17 protein-coding genes are annotated in these 17,599 nt (G+C 44.5%); 9 read left to right on the plus strand and 8 right to left on the minus strand.

The annotated features are described in order from the left end of the window. Positions 1 to 139: 139 nt before the first annotated feature. Positions 140 to 1,429, minus strand: coding sequence for an aminopeptidase P N-terminal domain-containing protein (locus tag IM792_RS05655; protein ID WP_194100871.1), 1,290 nt, complete (start codon positions 1,427 to 1,429; stop codon positions 140 to 142). Positions 1,430 to 1,579: 150 nt separating this feature from the next. Here IM792_RS05655 and IM792_RS05660 point away from each other — a divergent pair, with 150 nt between their 5' ends. The 4 genes from IM792_RS05660 to recG all read left to right on the plus strand — a co-directional run bounded on the left by IM792_RS05660 (position 1,580) and on the right by recG (position 5,671). Continuing rightward, positions 1,580 to 2,926 (plus strand): OmpA family protein, encoded by a 1,347-nt coding sequence (locus IM792_RS05660; RefSeq protein ID WP_194100872.1) that lies wholly within the window; start codon positions 1,580 to 1,582, stop codon positions 2,924 to 2,926. Between the two features lie 81 nt (positions 2,927 to 3,007). Continuing rightward, positions 3,008 to 3,151, plus strand: coding sequence for a DUF6728 family protein (locus tag IM792_RS05665; protein ID WP_194100873.1), 144 nt, complete (start codon positions 3,008 to 3,010; stop codon positions 3,149 to 3,151). Further along, complete coding sequence (locus IM792_RS05670; RefSeq protein ID WP_194100874.1) at positions 3,148 to 3,528, plus strand: RidA family protein; 381 nt, start codon at positions 3,148 to 3,150, stop codon at positions 3,526 to 3,528. Before IM792_RS05665 ends, IM792_RS05670 begins: the two co-directional genes overlap by 4 nt. A 22-nt stretch (positions 3,529 to 3,550) precedes the next feature. Continuing rightward, positions 3,551 to 5,671, plus strand: coding sequence for an ATP-dependent DNA helicase RecG (gene recG / locus IM792_RS05675; RefSeq protein WP_194100875.1), 2,121 nt, complete (start codon positions 3,551 to 3,553; stop codon positions 5,669 to 5,671). Between the two features lie 638 nt (positions 5,672 to 6,309). Here recG and IM792_RS05680 read toward each other — a convergent pair. The 3 genes from IM792_RS05680 to IM792_RS05690 form a co-directional block, all read right to left on the minus strand. Next, positions 6,310 to 6,525, minus strand: a complete 216-nt coding sequence (locus IM792_RS05680) for a DUF2945 domain-containing protein (RefSeq protein ID WP_194100876.1) — start codon at positions 6,523 to 6,525, stop codon at positions 6,310 to 6,312. A gap of 116 nt (positions 6,526 to 6,641) precedes the next feature. Next, positions 6,642 to 7,976 carry a pitrilysin family protein gene (locus IM792_RS05685; protein ID WP_194100877.1) on the minus strand — a complete coding sequence of 445 codons (1,335 nt, stop codon included), beginning with the start codon at positions 7,974 to 7,976 and terminating at the stop codon, positions 6,642 to 6,644. An 18-nt stretch (positions 7,977 to 7,994) separates the two neighbouring features. Then, positions 7,995 to 9,377 carry a pitrilysin family protein gene (locus IM792_RS05690; protein ID WP_194100878.1) on the minus strand — a complete coding sequence of 461 codons (1,383 nt, stop codon included), beginning with the start codon at positions 9,375 to 9,377 and terminating at the stop codon, positions 7,995 to 7,997. A gap of 277 nt (positions 9,378 to 9,654) precedes the next feature. Between IM792_RS05690 and IM792_RS05695 the strand changes: the two genes are divergently transcribed. Further along, on the plus strand, positions 9,655 to 10,980 hold the full coding sequence (locus IM792_RS05695) for a DEAD/DEAH box helicase (RefSeq protein ID WP_194100879.1): 1,326 nt from the start codon (positions 9,655 to 9,657) through the stop codon (positions 10,978 to 10,980). A 730-nt stretch (positions 10,981 to 11,710) separates the two neighbouring features. On the opposite strand, the gene IM792_RS05700 is transcribed toward IM792_RS05695, so the two are convergent. After that, positions 11,711 to 11,878: a hypothetical protein gene (locus IM792_RS05700; protein ID WP_194100880.1), complete on the minus strand. Its 168-nt coding sequence runs from the start codon at positions 11,876 to 11,878 to the stop codon at positions 11,711 to 11,713. A gap of 131 nt (positions 11,879 to 12,009) precedes the next feature. Here IM792_RS05700 and leuS point away from each other — a divergent pair, with 131 nt between their 5' ends. Then, positions 12,010 to 14,811, plus strand: coding sequence for a leucine--tRNA ligase (leuS, locus tag IM792_RS05705; protein ID WP_194100881.1), 2,802 nt, complete (start codon positions 12,010 to 12,012; stop codon positions 14,809 to 14,811). A 74-nt stretch (positions 14,812 to 14,885) separates the two neighbouring features. On the opposite strand, the gene IM792_RS05710 is transcribed toward leuS, so the two are convergent. The 3 genes from IM792_RS05710 to IM792_RS05720 form a co-directional block, all read right to left on the minus strand. After that, the gene (locus tag IM792_RS05710; protein ID WP_194100882.1) at positions 14,886 to 15,317 is read right to left on the minus strand and encodes a DUF1801 domain-containing protein; all 432 of its coding nucleotides are present in this window, start codon (positions 15,315 to 15,317) and stop codon (positions 14,886 to 14,888) included. Between the two features lie 77 nt (positions 15,318 to 15,394). Beyond that, complete coding sequence (locus tag IM792_RS05715) at positions 15,395 to 15,640, minus strand: hypothetical protein (protein ID WP_194100883.1); 246 nt, start codon at positions 15,638 to 15,640, stop codon at positions 15,395 to 15,397. A gap of 49 nt (positions 15,641 to 15,689) precedes the next feature. Further along, the gene (locus IM792_RS05720; protein WP_194100884.1) at positions 15,690 to 16,316 is read right to left on the minus strand and encodes a hypothetical protein; all 627 of its coding nucleotides are present in this window, start codon (positions 16,314 to 16,316) and stop codon (positions 15,690 to 15,692) included. Positions 16,317 to 16,475: 159 nt separating this feature from the next. Between IM792_RS05720 and rpsF the strand changes: the two genes are divergently transcribed. From rpsF to rplI, 3 genes are read left to right on the plus strand one after another with little or no spacing between them, the layout of a single operon-like run. After that, positions 16,476 to 16,841 carry a 30S ribosomal protein S6 gene (gene rpsF / locus IM792_RS05725; RefSeq protein WP_194100885.1) on the plus strand — a complete coding sequence of 122 codons (366 nt, stop codon included), beginning with the start codon at positions 16,476 to 16,478 and terminating at the stop codon, positions 16,839 to 16,841. Then, positions 16,841 to 17,104: a 30S ribosomal protein S18 gene (gene rpsR / locus IM792_RS05730; protein ID WP_095705209.1), complete on the plus strand. Its 264-nt coding sequence runs from the start codon at positions 16,841 to 16,843 to the stop codon at positions 17,102 to 17,104. The genes rpsF and rpsR overlap by 1 nt, the downstream gene beginning before the upstream one ends. A 17-nt stretch (positions 17,105 to 17,121) precedes the next feature. Next, on the plus strand, positions 17,122 to 17,565 hold the full coding sequence (gene rplI / locus IM792_RS05735) for a 50S ribosomal protein L9 (protein ID WP_194100886.1): 444 nt from the start codon (positions 17,122 to 17,124) through the stop codon (positions 17,563 to 17,565). Positions 17,566 to 17,599 lie beyond the last annotated feature (34 nt).

Raw genomic sequence — 17,599 nt, forward strand, 5'->3', positions numbered from 1 at the left:
ACAGAGTTAATAACGCTTTATCACGAGCGTTATGTTTATTGATGTAGCAGAAAAATCTGCCGGCATTATTGCGTTGGCGACAGATCTCCCACATTATATACTTACTATATATACATTAACTATTCATGCTATATATACATTAACTATTCATGATTTCCTCAATATGATCAGCCTCCACCGGAATGTCAGCCATCAGGTCGATGTTGCCATCGGGAGTTATCAATATGTCATTTTCAATGCGTATGCCCAGGCCTTCCTCCGGTATATATATACCCGGCTCGCAGGTGAGGATGTTGCCTGCCTCAAATAGTTTATAGCGGCTGGCATAATCATGTACATCAATACCCAGGTGGTGTGAGGTGCCGTGCATAAAGTACTTTTTATATAAAGGCATCTTTGGGTCCTGCTTATCAACCTCATGTTTTTTGAGCAGGCCAAGGCCTATAAGTTCGCCGGTCATGATCTTGCCGACTTCCTCATGGTACTCTGCCGATAGCGTGCCCGCCACTATCATTTGGGTAGCCTGGCGCATTACACGCAGCACAGCATTATATACATCGCGCTGGCGCGGGGTAAAGCGGCCGTTAACCGGGATTGACCGGCTCAGGTCGGCATTGTAGTTGGCATACTCGGCACCAAAGTCAAACAATATCACATCACCATCGTGGCAAACCTGGTTGTTATCATTATAATGCAGCACAATGGCATTTTTGCCCGATGCGATGATCGGGTTATAGCCATGCCCGGTTGCGCGCTGGCGTAAAAACTCGTGGGTAACCTCGGCTTCTATCTCAAACTCGGTAACGCCGGGCTTTACAAACTTAAGTACACGTACAAAAGCGTCGCGGGTTATTTCGCAGGCCTTTTTGGTGAGCTGCACCTCTATGTCTGCCTTTACCGGGCGCAGATCGCGCAGTACGGTTGCCGAGCGCTGGTACTGGTGCAAAGGGTACTTCTGTTTCAGATCGGCTATCATGCGCATATCGCGGTAGGGTACGGTATGCAGGTAGCGGTCGTTCTCGTTAGTGTTGAGGTAAATATTGTCGGCGTAATTAATGATACTATGTAATATATTATCATATTCGCTTAGCCAATACACGTTTTGTATGCCCGAAGTGGCGCGAGCCTCCTCCTTAGTGTATTTATGGCCTTCCCAAACGGCAATGTGCTCGTTGGTTTGTCTTAAAAACAGTACTTCTTTGTATAGGATATTAGGACAGTCAGGAAATAATATTAGTATACTTTGTTCCTGATCGATGCCTGATAAATAAAAAAAATCGGGGTTTTGCTTAAAAATATGTGTTGCATCACCATTTCTTGGAAACTCATCATTTGAGTGAAAAATAGCTATTGATGAGGATTTTAATCGTGAAACGAAACTTTTTCTATTATTTATAAATAACTCATTATCAATGGGTAGATATTTCATGCCGCAGAAGTTAAAATTTCAATTACCTAAAACAATTACTGGGCTACAGGCGTTATGGAATTGATTTTTGGAACAAAATTTGGTTATGGTTTCAAACATAATTAGTATTTTTGAAAAAAATCACAATTAAAATCGTTTAATCTTAAAACTATGAATTATTCTACATTGAAGAAAACAGTCGCGTTATCGTTCGCTTCTTTGATGGCTGTGAGTGTGGCTTTCGCACAAACAGATTCAACCTCAACAGACTCAGCTTCTACAACGTCGACAGAACCTACTACTGCCAAAGTATTTGGTGGTTTAGGTCAGTACAGAAAATTTAGCATCGGTATCAACGGTGGTGTTACTTCACCATTCAGCGCATTGGGTGGTACTAACGACTACCTTAAATCTGATCTTAACTTAGGCTACGGTATCTCTTTCCGTCAGCAATTATCACACAGCTTCGGTTTGATCTTAGACATCCACGGTGGTAAAGTTGGTGGTAACAACAATGACATCGAGAATGCAGATCCTGCAACTTACACTCAAAAAGAATTCGAAACCCGTTTCTGGTCTGCTACTTTAGGTGGTCAGTGGAACTTCGGTAGCATCGATTTCGCACATCGTAAAAATTCAGTTAACTTCTTCCTGAATGCAGGTGCCGGTTTAGCTATGTACAAACCACAAACTACTGCAACAGCAGGTGGTGAATTACAGCCATACACTTCAGATGATAGCTACATCAAAGAATTAGTTATCCCTGTAGGTGCTGGTGTTAAGTTCCGTTTAAGCGACGTAACTGCCCTGAACTTAGGTTACACTGTAAACTTTGTTGATGGTGATAACTTTGACGGTTACAAAAGAGGTTATCCTACACGTGATAAATATTCTTACGGTTACGCTGGTTTAGAATTCACTTTAGGTTCAAAATCAAAACCGAACCTGGATTGGGTTAACCCAGTTGCTATGATGTATGACGAACTTTATGACGAAACTTTACGTCAGGAAGTTGAAGCCCTTAAAGGCCGTGTATCATCAGTTGAAACCGCAGTTAGCGACCTGAAAAAAGATTCAGACGGTGACGGTGTATCTGATCAGTTCGACAAATGCCCTAACACTCCTGCTGGTACAGTGGTTGACGGTGCTGGTTGCGCTATCGTATTCCCTAAAGCTGACTCAACTGATACTGCTACTGCTTACTCAAACATTCAGTTTGAATTTGATAGCTCAGTATTAAGAACTTCAGCTTACCCGGCTCTTGACGCTACTTCATCAGATCTGCGTTCATCAGGTGCTGTTGTAACTGTTAAAGGTTACGCTTCATCAGAAGGTACTGCTGCTCACAACATGCAATTATCTAAAGACCGCGCTAATTCAGTAAAAACTTACTTAGTTAACTCAGGTGTTGAAGCTAAAAAACTGAAAGTAAAAGGTTACGGTGAAACTAACCCGGTTGCTGACAACTCAACTGAAGAAGGACGTGTATTAAACCGTCGTGTTGAATTCAGCAAATAATTTTCTGAAAGATCAATTTTAAAAGATCATATCGAAGGCTCCGGATAACCCGGAGCCTTCTTTTTTTATTAAATTTGCCCTATGTACTTCTTCCGGAAAAAAGACCCGAACAGGCCAACAAACTTTAATTTAAAGGTGATGCATATTATTAATGCCATAGCCATCATCATGTTTGCCGGTGGTATCATCTGGAAAATTATCGACTGGTTTATACTCAAAAAATGAAGACTATAATAAACACTACCAATGCCCCAGCGCCAATTGGCCCATACAGCCAGGCCGTAAAAGCTAACGGATTCTTATTTGTATCGGGCCAAATAGCCCTTAACCCCGCTACCGGCGAGCTGGTGCTTGATGATGTAAAAACCGAAGCTACACAGGTAATGGAAAACCTGAAAGCCATACTAACCGAAGCCGGTGCCGATTTTAGCAGCGTTATTAAAACAGGCATCTTTTTAAAGGATATGAATGATTTTGCCGCTGTTAACGAAGTGTACGGCTCATACTTTACCGACAACTTCCCGGCACGCGAAACAGTACAGGTTGCCGCTTTGCCTAAAAATGTGAATGTTGAAATATCGGTAGTTGCATTGGTTGCATAACACTTAATACAATTTACATTATTTGGAACTTAGCAGGAGCACATCCCCTTTTGAAACGCCTATTGAATATTTAAAAGGTGTAGGCCCGGCACGTGCCGAAGTGCTTAAAAAGGAGCTTGCTATATTCAACTATGCCGATCTGCTTCGGTATTTTCCGTATAAGTATATTGATCGTACCCGGTTTTATAAGGTAAAGGATATAAATCCTGAAATGCCTTATGTGCAGGTGATCGTGCGGTTGCTTCGTAAAGAGATCATCGGCGAAAAGCGCACCAAACGCCTGGTAGTACAAGCGCAGGATGATACCGGGCCCATTGAGCTGGTATGGTTTCAGGGTGTTACCTGGGTTGATAAAAGTTTGCGTGTTGGCAAGGCCTATATTATATTCGGCAAGCCGGGTATGTTTAACGGGCGCCCGCAAATGTCGCACCCGGAGATGGAGCAGTACTCGCCGCAGGCCATCAAACGGCAGGGCAACTTAACCCTGCAACCCGCTTATAATTCTACCGAAAAATTAAAGCAGTTCAGCTTAGATAGCAAGGGCATACAAAAACTTACCGCTATACTGATAGAGGAACAGGCTCGCCACCTACAAGAAAACCTGCCCCAATACATCATCAACAAATACCGGTTGATGGACAGGCAGGAAGCCTACAGGCAAATGCACTTCCCTGATGATGCCAATAAACTGAACGAAGCGCAGAACCGTTTGAAGTTTGAGGAGCTTTTCTTTTTACAATACAAGTTGTTGAAGAACAAGCTGCATCGCACCCAAAAGTTTAAGGGTAATATATTTGATAAGGTTGGCCAGTACTTTAATGGTTTTTATAACGATAGGCTGCCCTTTCCGCTAACCAATGCGCAGAAACGTGTACTTAAGGAGATGCGGATAGATACACAGCGTGGCGTGCAAATGAATCGCTTGCTACAGGGTGATGTGGGCAGCGGCAAAACCGTAGTAGCGCTAATGAGTATGCTGATAGCCATTGATAACGGCTTTCAGGCCTGTATGATGGCACCTACCGAGATATTGGCCAATCAGCATTACCAAACCATTAAAAGTCTGGTAGGCGAGGGTTTGGTTGAGGTTGACCTGCTGACAGGATCGACCCCGAAAAAGCAACGTAAAGTATTACACGAGCGCCTGCTCAACGGCGAACTCAAGATACTGATAGGTACCCATGCACTTATTGAAGATGCCGTACAATACCAAAACCTGGGTTTTGTGGTAATTGACGAGCAGCACCGTTTTGGTGTGGAGCAGCGCTCAAAACTATGGCGCAAAAATATAGTGCCGCCGCATGTGTTGGTAATGACGGCCACCCCAATACCCCGCACCTTGGCCATGACCATGTACGGCGACCTCGATGTATCCGTAATTGACGAACTACCCGCCGGACGTAAACCTATTGAAACCGTACATTTTTACGAGAGCCAGCGCCTGCGCATGTTCGGTATGATGCGGGATGAGATTGCCAAAGGACGCCAGGTGTATGTGGTTTATCCACTGATAAAGGAGAGCGAAAAGCTCGACCTTAAAAACCTGGAAGAAGGTATTGAGGTGATGCAAAGGGAATTTCCACGGCCGAAATACCAAACAAGCATCGTACACGGTAAAATAAAAGCTGCTGAAAAAGAAGCGGAGATGCAGCAATTTATTAAAGGCACTGCACAAATTATGGTAGCCACTACCGTGATCGAGGTGGGCGTTAATGTGCCTAATGCTTCGGTAATGATCATTGAGAATGCTGAGCGTTTCGGGCTGTCGCAATTGCACCAGTTAAGGGGCAGGGTAGGGCGTGGTGCCGAGCAATCGTACTGTATACTGATGAGCAGCAACAAGCTGAGTAATGATGGTCGCATACGGTTGGATACGATGGTGAAAACCAATAACGGTTTCGAAATATCAGAGATCGACCTGCAACTTCGCGGCCCCGGTAATATTGAAGGCACCCAGCAAAGTGGTGTGCTCGACCTCAAGGTAGCCAACCTCGCCACAGATCAGCAACTGCTGATACAGGTACGCAAGTGCGTTGAGGAGATCTTCGAAAAAGACCCCCAACTCATCAACCCCGAAAACCAAATACTCCACCAGGCCACACAGTCAAAAAATGCAGGGCTATCGTGGGATAAGATATCGTAGGGTATCACATTATTCGTGTAACCCCTCCTAAATCCTCCCCGAGGGGGCGGACTTCTATAAAAACTTTAAATATAAAAAAGCGCGTAGGCCTGGCAGAAAACCGGGCCAGGGAGTATGGCCTTGCGGGTGGAAGGTTTTTTCTGCCTTGATGTTTGGTTACTTTGCATCTAAGGTAAAGTAACTGGGCTCTGCGCCCAAGAGCAGGCTAACGATGGTAAAAGCACAACTTCTGAAATAAGGCATAAACATTCAATAAAGCGAAGTTCATTACCTGTCCTCAATTTCTTTTGAGCGACCAAAAGAAACAAAAGTCGCCGGCTACGCCCTGCCCGGTGAAAGTTTGTACTTTGGCAGAGCTTGTGCTACTCCGGGCATTTCTGATGCCGGTAGGATAGGTTATTTGCGGTTTGTGCTTTTGCTTGATGAAGTAATATTAATTCCCTCCCTTGGGGAGGGTAGGGAGGGGTTCACAAACTGTTCCAAAAGATTGATCGGGTCTTAGTAACGCTCTATCTAATCTTGTCATTTCGAGCGTAAGCGAGAAATCTATCTGCGTTCATAATCAAGCGACAGATTTCTCCTCGTACCTCGTTCGAAATGACATTTTTTATTTTTTAAACCTCCCATTCGGACAGGCTTTAAGAAGCCTTACCCTTCTTCAACTCACTTTCTGATTTCAATACCTTGCCACCATCTTTCTGCTTAACCTCGTAAGCAGGATTATCCTTGCTGGCATTGCGGGTTACTTTGCTGCCTTTTATGGTTTTCTGTACTTTGTCGGTGTGTTTCTTTTCAACTTTGCCCTCAGCTTCGCTGCTGCCCCAGTTCCAGTGTACGGTGTCGCCTTTTTTCATGGTTGATGTTTATTGAGCAACAATACCATTGCGCATATGGTTTTACATCCCGACAGGTACAAAATAAAAATGCCCGCTTTCACGGGCATTCTCTTTTTTTCGGATAGTGAGATGTGTTAGTGACTTACCGGGTTATCGCCTTTTTTAAGCGTGCCGTTAATAAACATTATAGGCGTTACCTTTTTAGGATCGCCCTGATACACCCAAATGGTGTTACCAATATATTTGCGGAATGCGTTGTTAACCTCGTCAAGCGTTAGCTTTTTAACATCGGTAACCATGGTTAACGAGCGTTTCCAGTTATTGAACAATACCTCGTTTGATACCATTGAAGATGCCTGCGCGCTGTTGGTTTCGTTTTTATAGTAAAAGCCGGTAAGGTAGGTAACCTTCATATCAGCTACTTCGTCGGGTTTAAAGCCGTCGGTTTTTATCTTGTCAACCAGTTTGTCAAATACGGCTATATATTTATCAGGCTGAGTGGTTGATACCGAGAATCGTGCTGCTGATGTAGCACCCGCGCTGAACCATGATTGCGGCGCGTATGACAGGCCGTTGTTGGTACGTACATCCAAAAAGTGGCGGTTAGCGAAAATACGCATGGCTACGCTAAAGGCATCATAATCAGGCATGCCCGGTAGCGGACCGCTGGTTAAACCTTCTACGTAATTGGTTGCCAGATCGCGCGACTCAGCATTAAACGAATTTTTCAACGGACGGAAGAATTCCTTTTTAAAGGTATATGGCGCGCCTTGTTTTACACCGCCCAACATAGCTTTTACCTTGCTTTCAATAATGGCGCGGTCAAGGTTACCTACAACCACCACCAATAGGTGCGATTTGGTGAATACCGACTCATAATAAGCCTTAGTTTCCTGCGGACCAAGCTTGCTGATAATAGGCACACTGCCTGATGGATCTTTAGCATAGTTACGGCCTTTAAAGGCAATACTGTCGGCAAATTTATCAATGGCCGCGTCGGGTTGTGATTGCTCTGACTTTAAACGGGTAATGGCTACCTTTTTGATGCGATCAAACTCGGTTGCATCAAACTTAGGCTCGGTCATGGCCTCAACATATAAAGGCCAAACGGTATCAAAATCACCCTTAAGGCAATTCATGCGTATAACCGAATAGTTTTTGGCGGCATAGCCATACACCTGCGCGCTCACTTTATCCAGTTCGTTTTTAAAGCTGTTTTTGTCGTGCTTATCGGTACCGCACTCGGTAAGGGCTGTCATGGCCAGCGATTCAATGCCGATTTTTGATGCCGGATAGTTTTGTACACCGCCTTTAATAACGGTTTGCACCTCAACAATCTCGTTTTTGGTAGGCTGTACAATTACTTTTACGCCGCTCACCATCATTTCGTAAGCCTCGTCCTGCGCCGATGCCGGTTGTGTATATATTGCTGCCGCAGCAAGCAGTATCGCGAATATGTATCTCTTCATCGTAATAAAATTTAGGGTTTACTTAGCTACAAAAAACGAAGCTACATTGTATTGTTTACTTACTTCGGGTTGCAGTATAACGCCTGCTACCTTTGGTTTGTCGATGATGTATTTATCAATATAATTCTTGATATCCTGGCGGCTTACTTTCTGGTAGTTGTCATCCAGGTCGGTAAAGTAGTTCAGCGTAGCGGTACACCACCAGTAGGTAAGCTGGCTGGCTAATGATGATGGTTTTTCTTTACGGCGAAGGCTGTTGCGCAGCATAATGGCCTTGGCATCCTTAAGCTGCTCATCGGTAAAGTAATCGGCCTTATCCCACATGGCTATCTGTTTCATCAGCACTTCGTGGCATTCCTTTATCTTTTCAGGGCTGCTTGGCTCAATGCTAACAGTAATAGGGCCTACATATTTGCATGTGCTGTAGTTAACATCTACCGACGACGCCAAACCCTTATCAACCAATGCCTGCTGTAGTTTTGACGAGTTCAGACCCACAATGGTTGAGAATATATCGGCAGCAATAGTAGCGGCCGAATCAGTTTGGTATGACGGTCCATGCCATGAGTACATCATGTAAGGCGCCTTGGCTATGGTTGATTCCTTTACAATGAATTCATCCTTGGTAAGCGGCTTAAACGGAGGTACAGGGTATTTAACATGCGGATCAAAACCACTTGAGGCCCAATCGCCAAAAATGCCTTCGGCAAGGGTAAAGGCGGCATCGTGCTTAACATCGCCGCAAATAACCAGCACACTATTGTTCGGGAAATAGTATTTATCCTTAATAGTCATCATTTTTGCCGGAGTGGCCGTGTTGATCACCTCGTGGTCGCCAATCGGGTTTTTGCGGGTTACCAGGTCGCCCCACAATTTCTTTTGCTCCTCGTACCAAAGCTGAAAGTATGGGCTGCTTTCGGCACGCTGAAACTCACCGTCAACCACCGGGCGCTCCTTGGTCATATCTTCCTCACGGTATATCGGGAAACGGATGGCCGCGTTCATGAATTTTAAACCGGCTTTCAGGCTGTCGCGATCAAAGGTGAAAAAGTAGTTAACACGCTCCACATCGGTAGTACCATTCCAAATGGCGCCCAGCTCCTGCGTGCGTTTCAAAAATTTCTCCTGATCAGGATAATCCTTATTGGCCTTAAAAAACATGTGCTCAAATAAGTGCGACAGGCCGCTGTATTCCGGGCCTTCGGTGTAGGCGCCGTTCTTTACAGCGATCTCGATGGTGGCCAGGGGCACCTTACTGTTCTCAATTACTACTACTTCGAGGCCGTTAGGCAATTTTTTCCAAAAGTAGCCTTCGGGTAGCTTGGGTTGCGCTACGGTGCACAGGGCACAAAGCAGCCCCGCAACACTTAACGATAAATGCTTGATTAATTGTGAGGTCATAAACAGTTGATTAATTAGAATATAAATATATCGATATAATTAAAAAGCACGGGAATTTTAACACAAAAGCTTGCTCACTCTTTAATAGACGCTATAATAAAAAATACGTTACAGCTAACAGTAAAGAAATATCGTGTTTTTATGCTAATAAAGCGCTAATGAGTTGTTGAATAATTAATTGTATCTTTGTGAAAATTTACACACCCGCTCGCTTACAGGCGTATAGCCTCCATAATGGCTCAGATAAAGCACACAGCCAGCAAATAATTTATAATAAATGTCATTTCAGCAACTTAATTTAATTGACCCTATATTAAAGGCGTTACAAGCCGAGGGTTATACTCAACCTACCCCCATACAAGCACAATCAATACCCATCATACTACAAAAAAAGGATCTGTTAGGCTGTGCCCAAACAGGTACAGGTAAAACAGCGGCCTTTTCAATACCTACGCTGCAATTGCTTTACCAGCAACGCCAGCAACACCGCGAACAAAAAACCATTAAGGCCCTTATACTTACACCAACGCGTGAGCTGGCCATTCAAATTGGCGATAGCCTTGGCGCTTACGGTAAACATACCGGCTTAAAGCATTTGGTGATTTTTGGTGGTGTATCGCAAAACCCGCAAACTGATGCCCTGAAAAAAGGTGTTGATATATTGGTAGCTACTCCGGGCCGATTACTGGACCTGATGAACCAGCGCTTTATTCACCTTGACCATATACAGATGCTGATACTGGACGAGGCCGACCGTATGCTGGACATGGGTTTTGTGCACGATGTTAAGAAGATCATTGCCAAGGTGCCGGCTAAAAGGCAAACGCTTTTCTTCTCGGCCACCATGCCAAAGGAGATACAGCAACTTGCCGATAGCATTTTGAACAAGCCCGAACGTGTTGAGGTTACCCCGGTATCATCAACCGCCGAAACCATACAGCAGGAAATGTACTTTGTTGCCAAAGGCGATAAAAAAAGCCTGCTGAACTTTATACTACAGGATAAAACCATAGCCACCGCCCTGGTATTTACCCGCACCAAACACGGTGCCGATAAGGTGGTGAAAGACCTAAACAAGGTTGGTATCACTGCTGAGGCTATCCACGGCAATAAATCGCAAAACGCGAGGCAGCGTGCCCTGAACAACTTTAAGGCCCGTACCACACGTGTACTGGTAGCTACCGATATTGCCGCCCGTGGTATTGATATTGATGAGCTGGCCTTTGTGATCAACTATGAGTTGCCTAACATACCCGAAACCTATGTACACCGCATTGGCCGTACCGGTCGTGCTGGAGCAAGCGGCAAGGCTATCTCTTTTTGCGATGAGGAAGAAAAGGAATTTTTGAAGGATATTGAAAAGCTGATAGCTGTAAAAGTACCTGTTAACGATTCGCACCCTTACCCGCTGCCGGAGCTTACCAGCCAGCAACGCATATTGAACGATCTGAAAAAGCAGCCAAACCACAACAAACCATCATCAGCCGAAAGGCAGCGCAACAACAAGCGCCGCAGCAACAATAACCGCGGAGGAGCCAACAAAGGCAAAGGCGGAAGCAGCGGCATAAGCGGTGCCAGGCCTGGAGGTGGTAAAAGAGGGTAAAGGGTTTTACAATAATTTCTCCACCGCGTCCTTGCGAGGTACGAAGCAATCATCGAGCGATTTGGCTTAAGGAATGTCCTAAAGAGATTGCTTCGTACCTCGCAAGGACGCTTTTTTTATAGAGGATTATCCCACCTGTCATTTCGAGCGATAGCGAGAAATCTGCACACGTTCATTGCAAAGCGACAAATTTCTCCTCGTACAACCCCTCCTAAATCCTCCCCAAAGGGGAGGACTTTAATATAATTATGTTCTTCAAAAAAAGAGCGGTGGCCTGGCAGAAAACCGGGCCAGGGAGCATGGCCTGTGCGGATGAAGGTTTTTTCTGCCTTGACTTTTGGTTACTTTGTGTCTAAGGCAAAGTAACTGGCCTCTGGGCCAAGAGCAGACTGACGATAATAAAAGCACAGCTCTTTTCTAAAAGCACAACCACTCAATTAAAGCAAATTTACTGCTCATGAGCACAAGGATGTACTTTATGATCGTTAGTGGTTGTCACTTTCTTTTTTGCAGAAAAAAGAAAGTAACCAAAGATAAACTGCCGGCTACGCCCTGCCCGGTGAAAGGGTGTGCTTTGGCAGGGATTGTGCTACTCCGGGCATTTCTGATGCCGGTAGGATAGGTTATTTACGGTTTGTGCTTTGGTTTTATCGTGTTGGTAACAATTCCCTCCCTCGGGAGGGTTAGGGAGGGGTTTAGCAAGCATTTCTTCAAGGCACCAAACACTCATCTACCTTAACTTCTTAACCAACCCCTTTTTTAGCTCTTTCTTCCTAAACCCACTTACAACCGGCCGTTCAAGCGGTACAATAGGTTCATTACTTACCTTATCTTCCCGATAGGCAGCCGGTATCCATTCGGGGCGAAGGGGGCGGTAGTTTTTAGGATGGTTACTCATTACTCAAATTTAAGCCATAAAAGGCTAAATACTACTCAATCAATCAACTTAATCAACCTAATCAACCTTTTAGTAGTCGGTTATGGGCAAACTTTGTTATTTTCGCAACGCATTTTTTGGAGTACAGGTATATGGATTATCAATTTAAAGATATAGAACAGAAGTGGCAGCAGTTTTGGGCCGACAACCAAACCTTTAAGGTTGAAAACAACAGCACAAAGCCTAAGTATTACGTAATGGATATGTTCCCTTACCCATCGGGGGCGGGGCTGCATGTTGGTCACCCGCTGGGCTATATCGCGTCGGATATTTTTGCGCGCTACAAACGTTTACGTGGTTTTAACGTGTTGCATCCAATGGGTTATGATTCGTTTGGTTTACCTGCCGAGCAATACGCCATACAAACCGGACAGCACCCATCAGTTACTACCGAAGATAACATTGCTACCTACCGCCGCCAGTTGGATCAGATAGGTTTCTCGTTCGACTGGAGCCGTGAGGTACGCACCAGTTCGCCCGATTATTATAAATGGACGCAGTGGATATTTATGCAACTGTTCAACTCGTGGTACAACAAAGCCGCGGGTAAGGCCGAAAGCATTGAGAAACTGGTTGAGCACTTTGCAACATCGGGCTCAAAAGGTATTGATGCCGTGAGCGATGAAGATACATTGACCTTTACTGCCGATGAATGGAAGGCCCTGCCTTACAAAACACAGCAGGAAGAATTATTAAAATACCGCCTTACCTACCTGCGCGAAAGCACCGTTAACTGGTGTGCCGCCCTGGGTACTGTATTGGCTAACGACGAGGTGAAAGATGGCTTTAGCGAGCGCGGCGGTTACCCTGTTGAGCAAAAAAAGATGATGCAATGGAGCATGCGTATCACGGCCTACGCCGAACGCCTGCTGCAAGGCCTCGACACCATTGACTGGCCGGAACCGCTTAAAGAAATGCAGCGCAACTGGATAGGCAAAAGCACAGGCGCGAGTGTGAGATTTGGTATCGATAAAACGACTCTCCAATCACCGATCACTGCTGACTATATAGAGGTTTTCACCACCCGTGTTGATACCATTTTTGGTGTTACCTTTTTGGTGATAGCCCCTGAGCATGAGTTGGTGGAGGCATTGACCACGCCCGAGCAAAAGGCTGACATTGAGGCCTACATCACCCAAACTAAAAAGAAAAGTGAGCTTGACCGTATGGCCGATACCAAGACCGTATCGGGTGCATTTACGGGCAGCTATGTGCTTAACCCGCTTAACGGCGAAAAAATACCGGTTTGGATAGCCGACTATGTTTTGGCCGGTTATGGTACTGGCGCTGTAATGGCCGTTCCATCGGGTGACCAGCGCGACTATTTGTTTGCCAAGCATTTTAACCTGCCGATAGTACCCATTATCGACATACAAAATATTGAAACCGAAGCCGACCCGACCAAGGAAGGCAAATACATCAACTCCGATTTTATAAACGGATTAGCTTATAAGGAAGCTACCGCTGCCGTAGTTGCCAAGCTGGAAGAAGTGGGCGCGGGCAAAGCCAAGGTAAACTTCCGTATGCGTGATGCCATTTTTGGTCGCCAACGTTATTGGGGCGAGCCGGTGCCGGTATATTTTAAAGATGGTTTACCATACCTGATCAGCGAAACCGAGTTGCCATTATTACTGCCCGAAATTGATAAATACCTCCCAACCGAAACCGGTGAGCCGCCATTAGGTCGTGCTACAGATTGGAAACACCCGGAGGGTGAGTATGAGCTAAGCACCATGCCTGGCTGGGCAGGTTCAAGCTGGTACTGGTACCGTTACATGGATGCCCATAACGACCAGGAATTCGCCTCAAAAGAGGCCATTGAGTACTGGAAAGATGTTGACCTGTACATTGGCGGCAGCGAGCATGCCACCGGGCACCTGCTGTACAGTCGCTTTTGGAACAAGTTTTTAAAGGATATCGGCTTTGTAGTTGAGGAAGAACCTTTCAAGAAGCTGATCAACCAGGGCATGATTCAAGGCAGGAGTAACTTTGTTTATCGCCTGATAGATGCCGAAGGCCGTGGTACTAACACATTCATATCACACGGCTTACTGGCAGATCATAAAACATCACCAATACACGTAGATGTGAATATTGTTAAAAATGATGTTTTAGATTTAGATAAATTCAAAGCATGGCGACCTGAATTTGCCGACGCTGAATTTGTTTTGGAGAACGGCAAATACGTTTGCGGACATGAGGTAGAGAAAATGTCAAAACGTTATTACAACGTTGTGAATCCGGATGACATAGCAAACCAGTACGGTGCCGACACATTGCGTATGTACGAGATGTTCCTTGGTCCGCTGGAGCAAAGCAAGCCCTGGAATACCAATGGTATTGAGGGCGTGTTCAAATTCCTGCGTAAATTTTGGCGCTTATTCCATGATGAACAATGGAATTTCCGCGTAACAGATGAGGCACCTACCAAAGCCGAGTTGAAATCGCTACACAAGATCATTCGCAAGGTGGAAGAAGATATTGAGCGTTTCTCGTTCAATACTTCAGTTTCAAGCTTCATGATAGCTGTGAACGAGCTTACCGACCTGAAGTGTAACAAGCGCGCCATATTGCAGGATCTGGTGATCATACTGGCACCTTACGCACCGCACATCACCGAGGAGCTTTGGACGCTGCTGGGCAATGCCGCCGGTACATTATCGTACGCTGCATATCCAACATTTAACCCCGAATATTTGGTTGAGGATGAGTTTGCCTACCCGATATCGGTAAACGGCAAAACCAAAATGAACCTGAGTATATCACTGAGTCTTGATCAAAAAGATATTGAAGCCCTGGTTCTTGCAAACGCCGACGTGCAAAAATACCTTGATGGTAAAACCCCTAAAAAACTCATTGTAGTTAAAGGACGTATAGTAAATATTGTGGTGTAAGCTTTTTCCGTAGGAGAGAGGAATAAACTATAAGCGTTCTTGCGGGGTTATGGGGTTATTTGAAGTGAAAATAGTTATATAGAATTCCCTCCCCCTCGGGGAGGGTTAGGGAGGGGTAACCTCTCCAAAACTCCTTTGCGCTTCACAATATTCTTATAATCCCACTGTATATCGCGGGCTTTGGCGAGCCAGCGTTTAAGGTCGGTAGTGTTTATTTGTGATGCTGAGGTATAGCGGGCTTCGGCGGCTTTGAATTTGCCTTCGTTTTGCAAACCGGCCTCGTCAAATGATTGTCCGCTCCAAAACAGTAATCGCACATTACCTTTCAGTTTGCTATAACCGGCAACGGGGTTACCATCCAGAAACCAAACCGGGTGCGCATGCCATATCTTTGATTCGGCTTCGGGTAGGTTTGCTGTAATTTCATTGGCCAGCAGGTGGCATATCTCCCGGTCGGCAGAGTCTTGCTGATCGTTATAATCCAGTATTGATTGTGGAATAGCCATTTGCTTTTCTTTAGGTTTAACGTGGTACTAATTTACCCGTGCCCAATTTAAAAAGCAAATGGCTGATTTAGAAATATTTATTGCAGATCATCATCGGGCAGGTGATCGTCGTCATCCTCGTCTATCTCGTCCCAGTTGTTTTCCTGCCGTATGCGGTGCAAATCGTTTCCTGTGCCCATCAGGTCGTCAAACACTTCGTCGTCCTCATCATCCCAATCACCTTCCAGGTCGTCGTCCTCACCGGGAGTAAGCAATACGGTATTGATGATAATGCCTGAATGGCGCAATTCGATATCGTTATTATTATATAGTTGCGTTTGCATGTTTTTTAAATTCCTATAACACAAACATGCAAAATTGCCGCTGAATTTATTACAGTATATCGATGCCTTTAATTTCTTTTACTTTGTAATAACCTTTGGCAGTGGGCAGGTAAACCTCAATTTCCTCAGAAGTTATAGTTAGTTTTTTGCCTGCGAATTTTGTAGCAGCACCGGTCATGAATTTTTCAGACCCCGGGAATTGCCTTAACCACAAAAATGATTGTTCGCCACCCGGAGTTGATATCACAATATAATTAAAGCCTTTAACATCAACACGTTTAAATGTGCCCGTTATGGTTTTTGAACCAGTTTCCTGTTCGTTTTGCTGGCCTGCCATAATCATGGATAATTTAATAAATCCCTGGCATTTTTGTTTTACTAAACTGATACCTATAGACTGCCCCACTGTACGCATTGCCGGTTGATCGGCCGGATTTACGCCTTTTTCCGTTGCAACATCAATTAATTGATCAGCATATGATGAAAAGGTGTTCATGAAAAGTTCAGTAGCTTGTTGTTTTGTTTTTACAGCACTCAGATCAAGTTTGTTTAAAGCATTGCATAATGAGTCTAATAATTTTTGCTCGGCAGGGCCTGGTTTTGTTTCAGTTTGTGCCGATGCCGAAAATGCAAACGCTGATAGGATCACCAGCAGCAGGGGTAATAGTTTTTTCATTTTGATTCAGTTCAGGTTATTGTATTCCTTTAATATACCGCAAATATAACATTAGCAGCGATAACTGATTATTAACTTATTGAATATTTGATTGATTGAAAAAAACTTATTACTTTTGCAGCCCCGTTAATAGCGGGAAGATAACAAATTAACAAACAAATGCAACAGTACGAAACCGTAGTAATTCTTACCCCGTTGCTGTCAGAAGAAGTAGCGAAAGAGGCGATTGCCAAATTCACTAAGATCTTAACTGATGGCGGAGCCGAAATTGTCCAGGAGGATAATTGGGGTTTGAAAAAATTAGCGTACCCTATTCAAAAGAAAACAACAGGGTATTATCACTTAACTGAATACAAGGCTCCGGGTGATTTAATTAACAAATTGGAAGTTGAATTCAGACGTGATGAGCGCGTTATGCGTTTCCTGACCATTGCATTGGACAAACACGCCATTGCTTACAACGAGAAGAAACGTAGCGGTGCTTTCAATCAAAAGAAAACTAAAACAGAGGAGGCAGCAGGCTAATGGCAAACGATCAGATTAAATACGTTACCGCTCCAAAAGTGGAGGATAACCGTAAAAAATACTGCCGTTTTAAAAAGAACGGTATCAAGTATATCGATTACAAGGATGCTAACTTCCTTTTAAAATTTGTTAACGATCAGGGTAAAGTATTACCTCGCCGTTTAACAGGTACTTCATTAAAGTTTCAGCGTAAAGTAGCCCAGGCTGTTAAGCGTGCACGCCACATCGGTTTGTTGCCTTACGTTACAGATTCATTAAAATAATCAGGAGGTAACAAGTAATGGAACTTATTTTAAAACAAGATGTAAAAAACCTGGGCGATAAAGACGACGTAGTGAGCGTTAAGCCAGGTTATGGCCGTAACTACCTTATCCCTAAGGGTTATGCTATATTAGCAACTGTATCTGCACGTAAGGTTTTAGCTGAAAACCTGAAGCAAGCACAGTTCAAACAAGAAAAAATTCGTAAAGATGCTGACGCTATCGCCGCTAAACTGGAAGGTGTAAAACTTACCATTGGCGCTAAAGCCGGAGAAACCGGTAAAATTTTCGGTGCTATCAACACTATCCAAATTGCTGATGCATTGAAAAAAGAAGGCTTCGAGGTTGATCGTCGTCGTATCACTTTCGATCAGGAACCAAAAGTACTTGGCGAATATGTAGCCAACGTTAACCTGCACAAAGAAGTTAAGGTTAAAGTTCCTTTCGAGGTAGTAGCTGAGTAAGTACCCCACCCAACCCTCCCCTAAAGGAGAGGGC

The sequence above is a fragment of the Mucilaginibacter sp. JRF genome (genome assembly GCF_015223065.1).
GTDB lineage: Bacteria > Bacteroidota > Bacteroidia > Sphingobacteriales > Sphingobacteriaceae > Mucilaginibacter.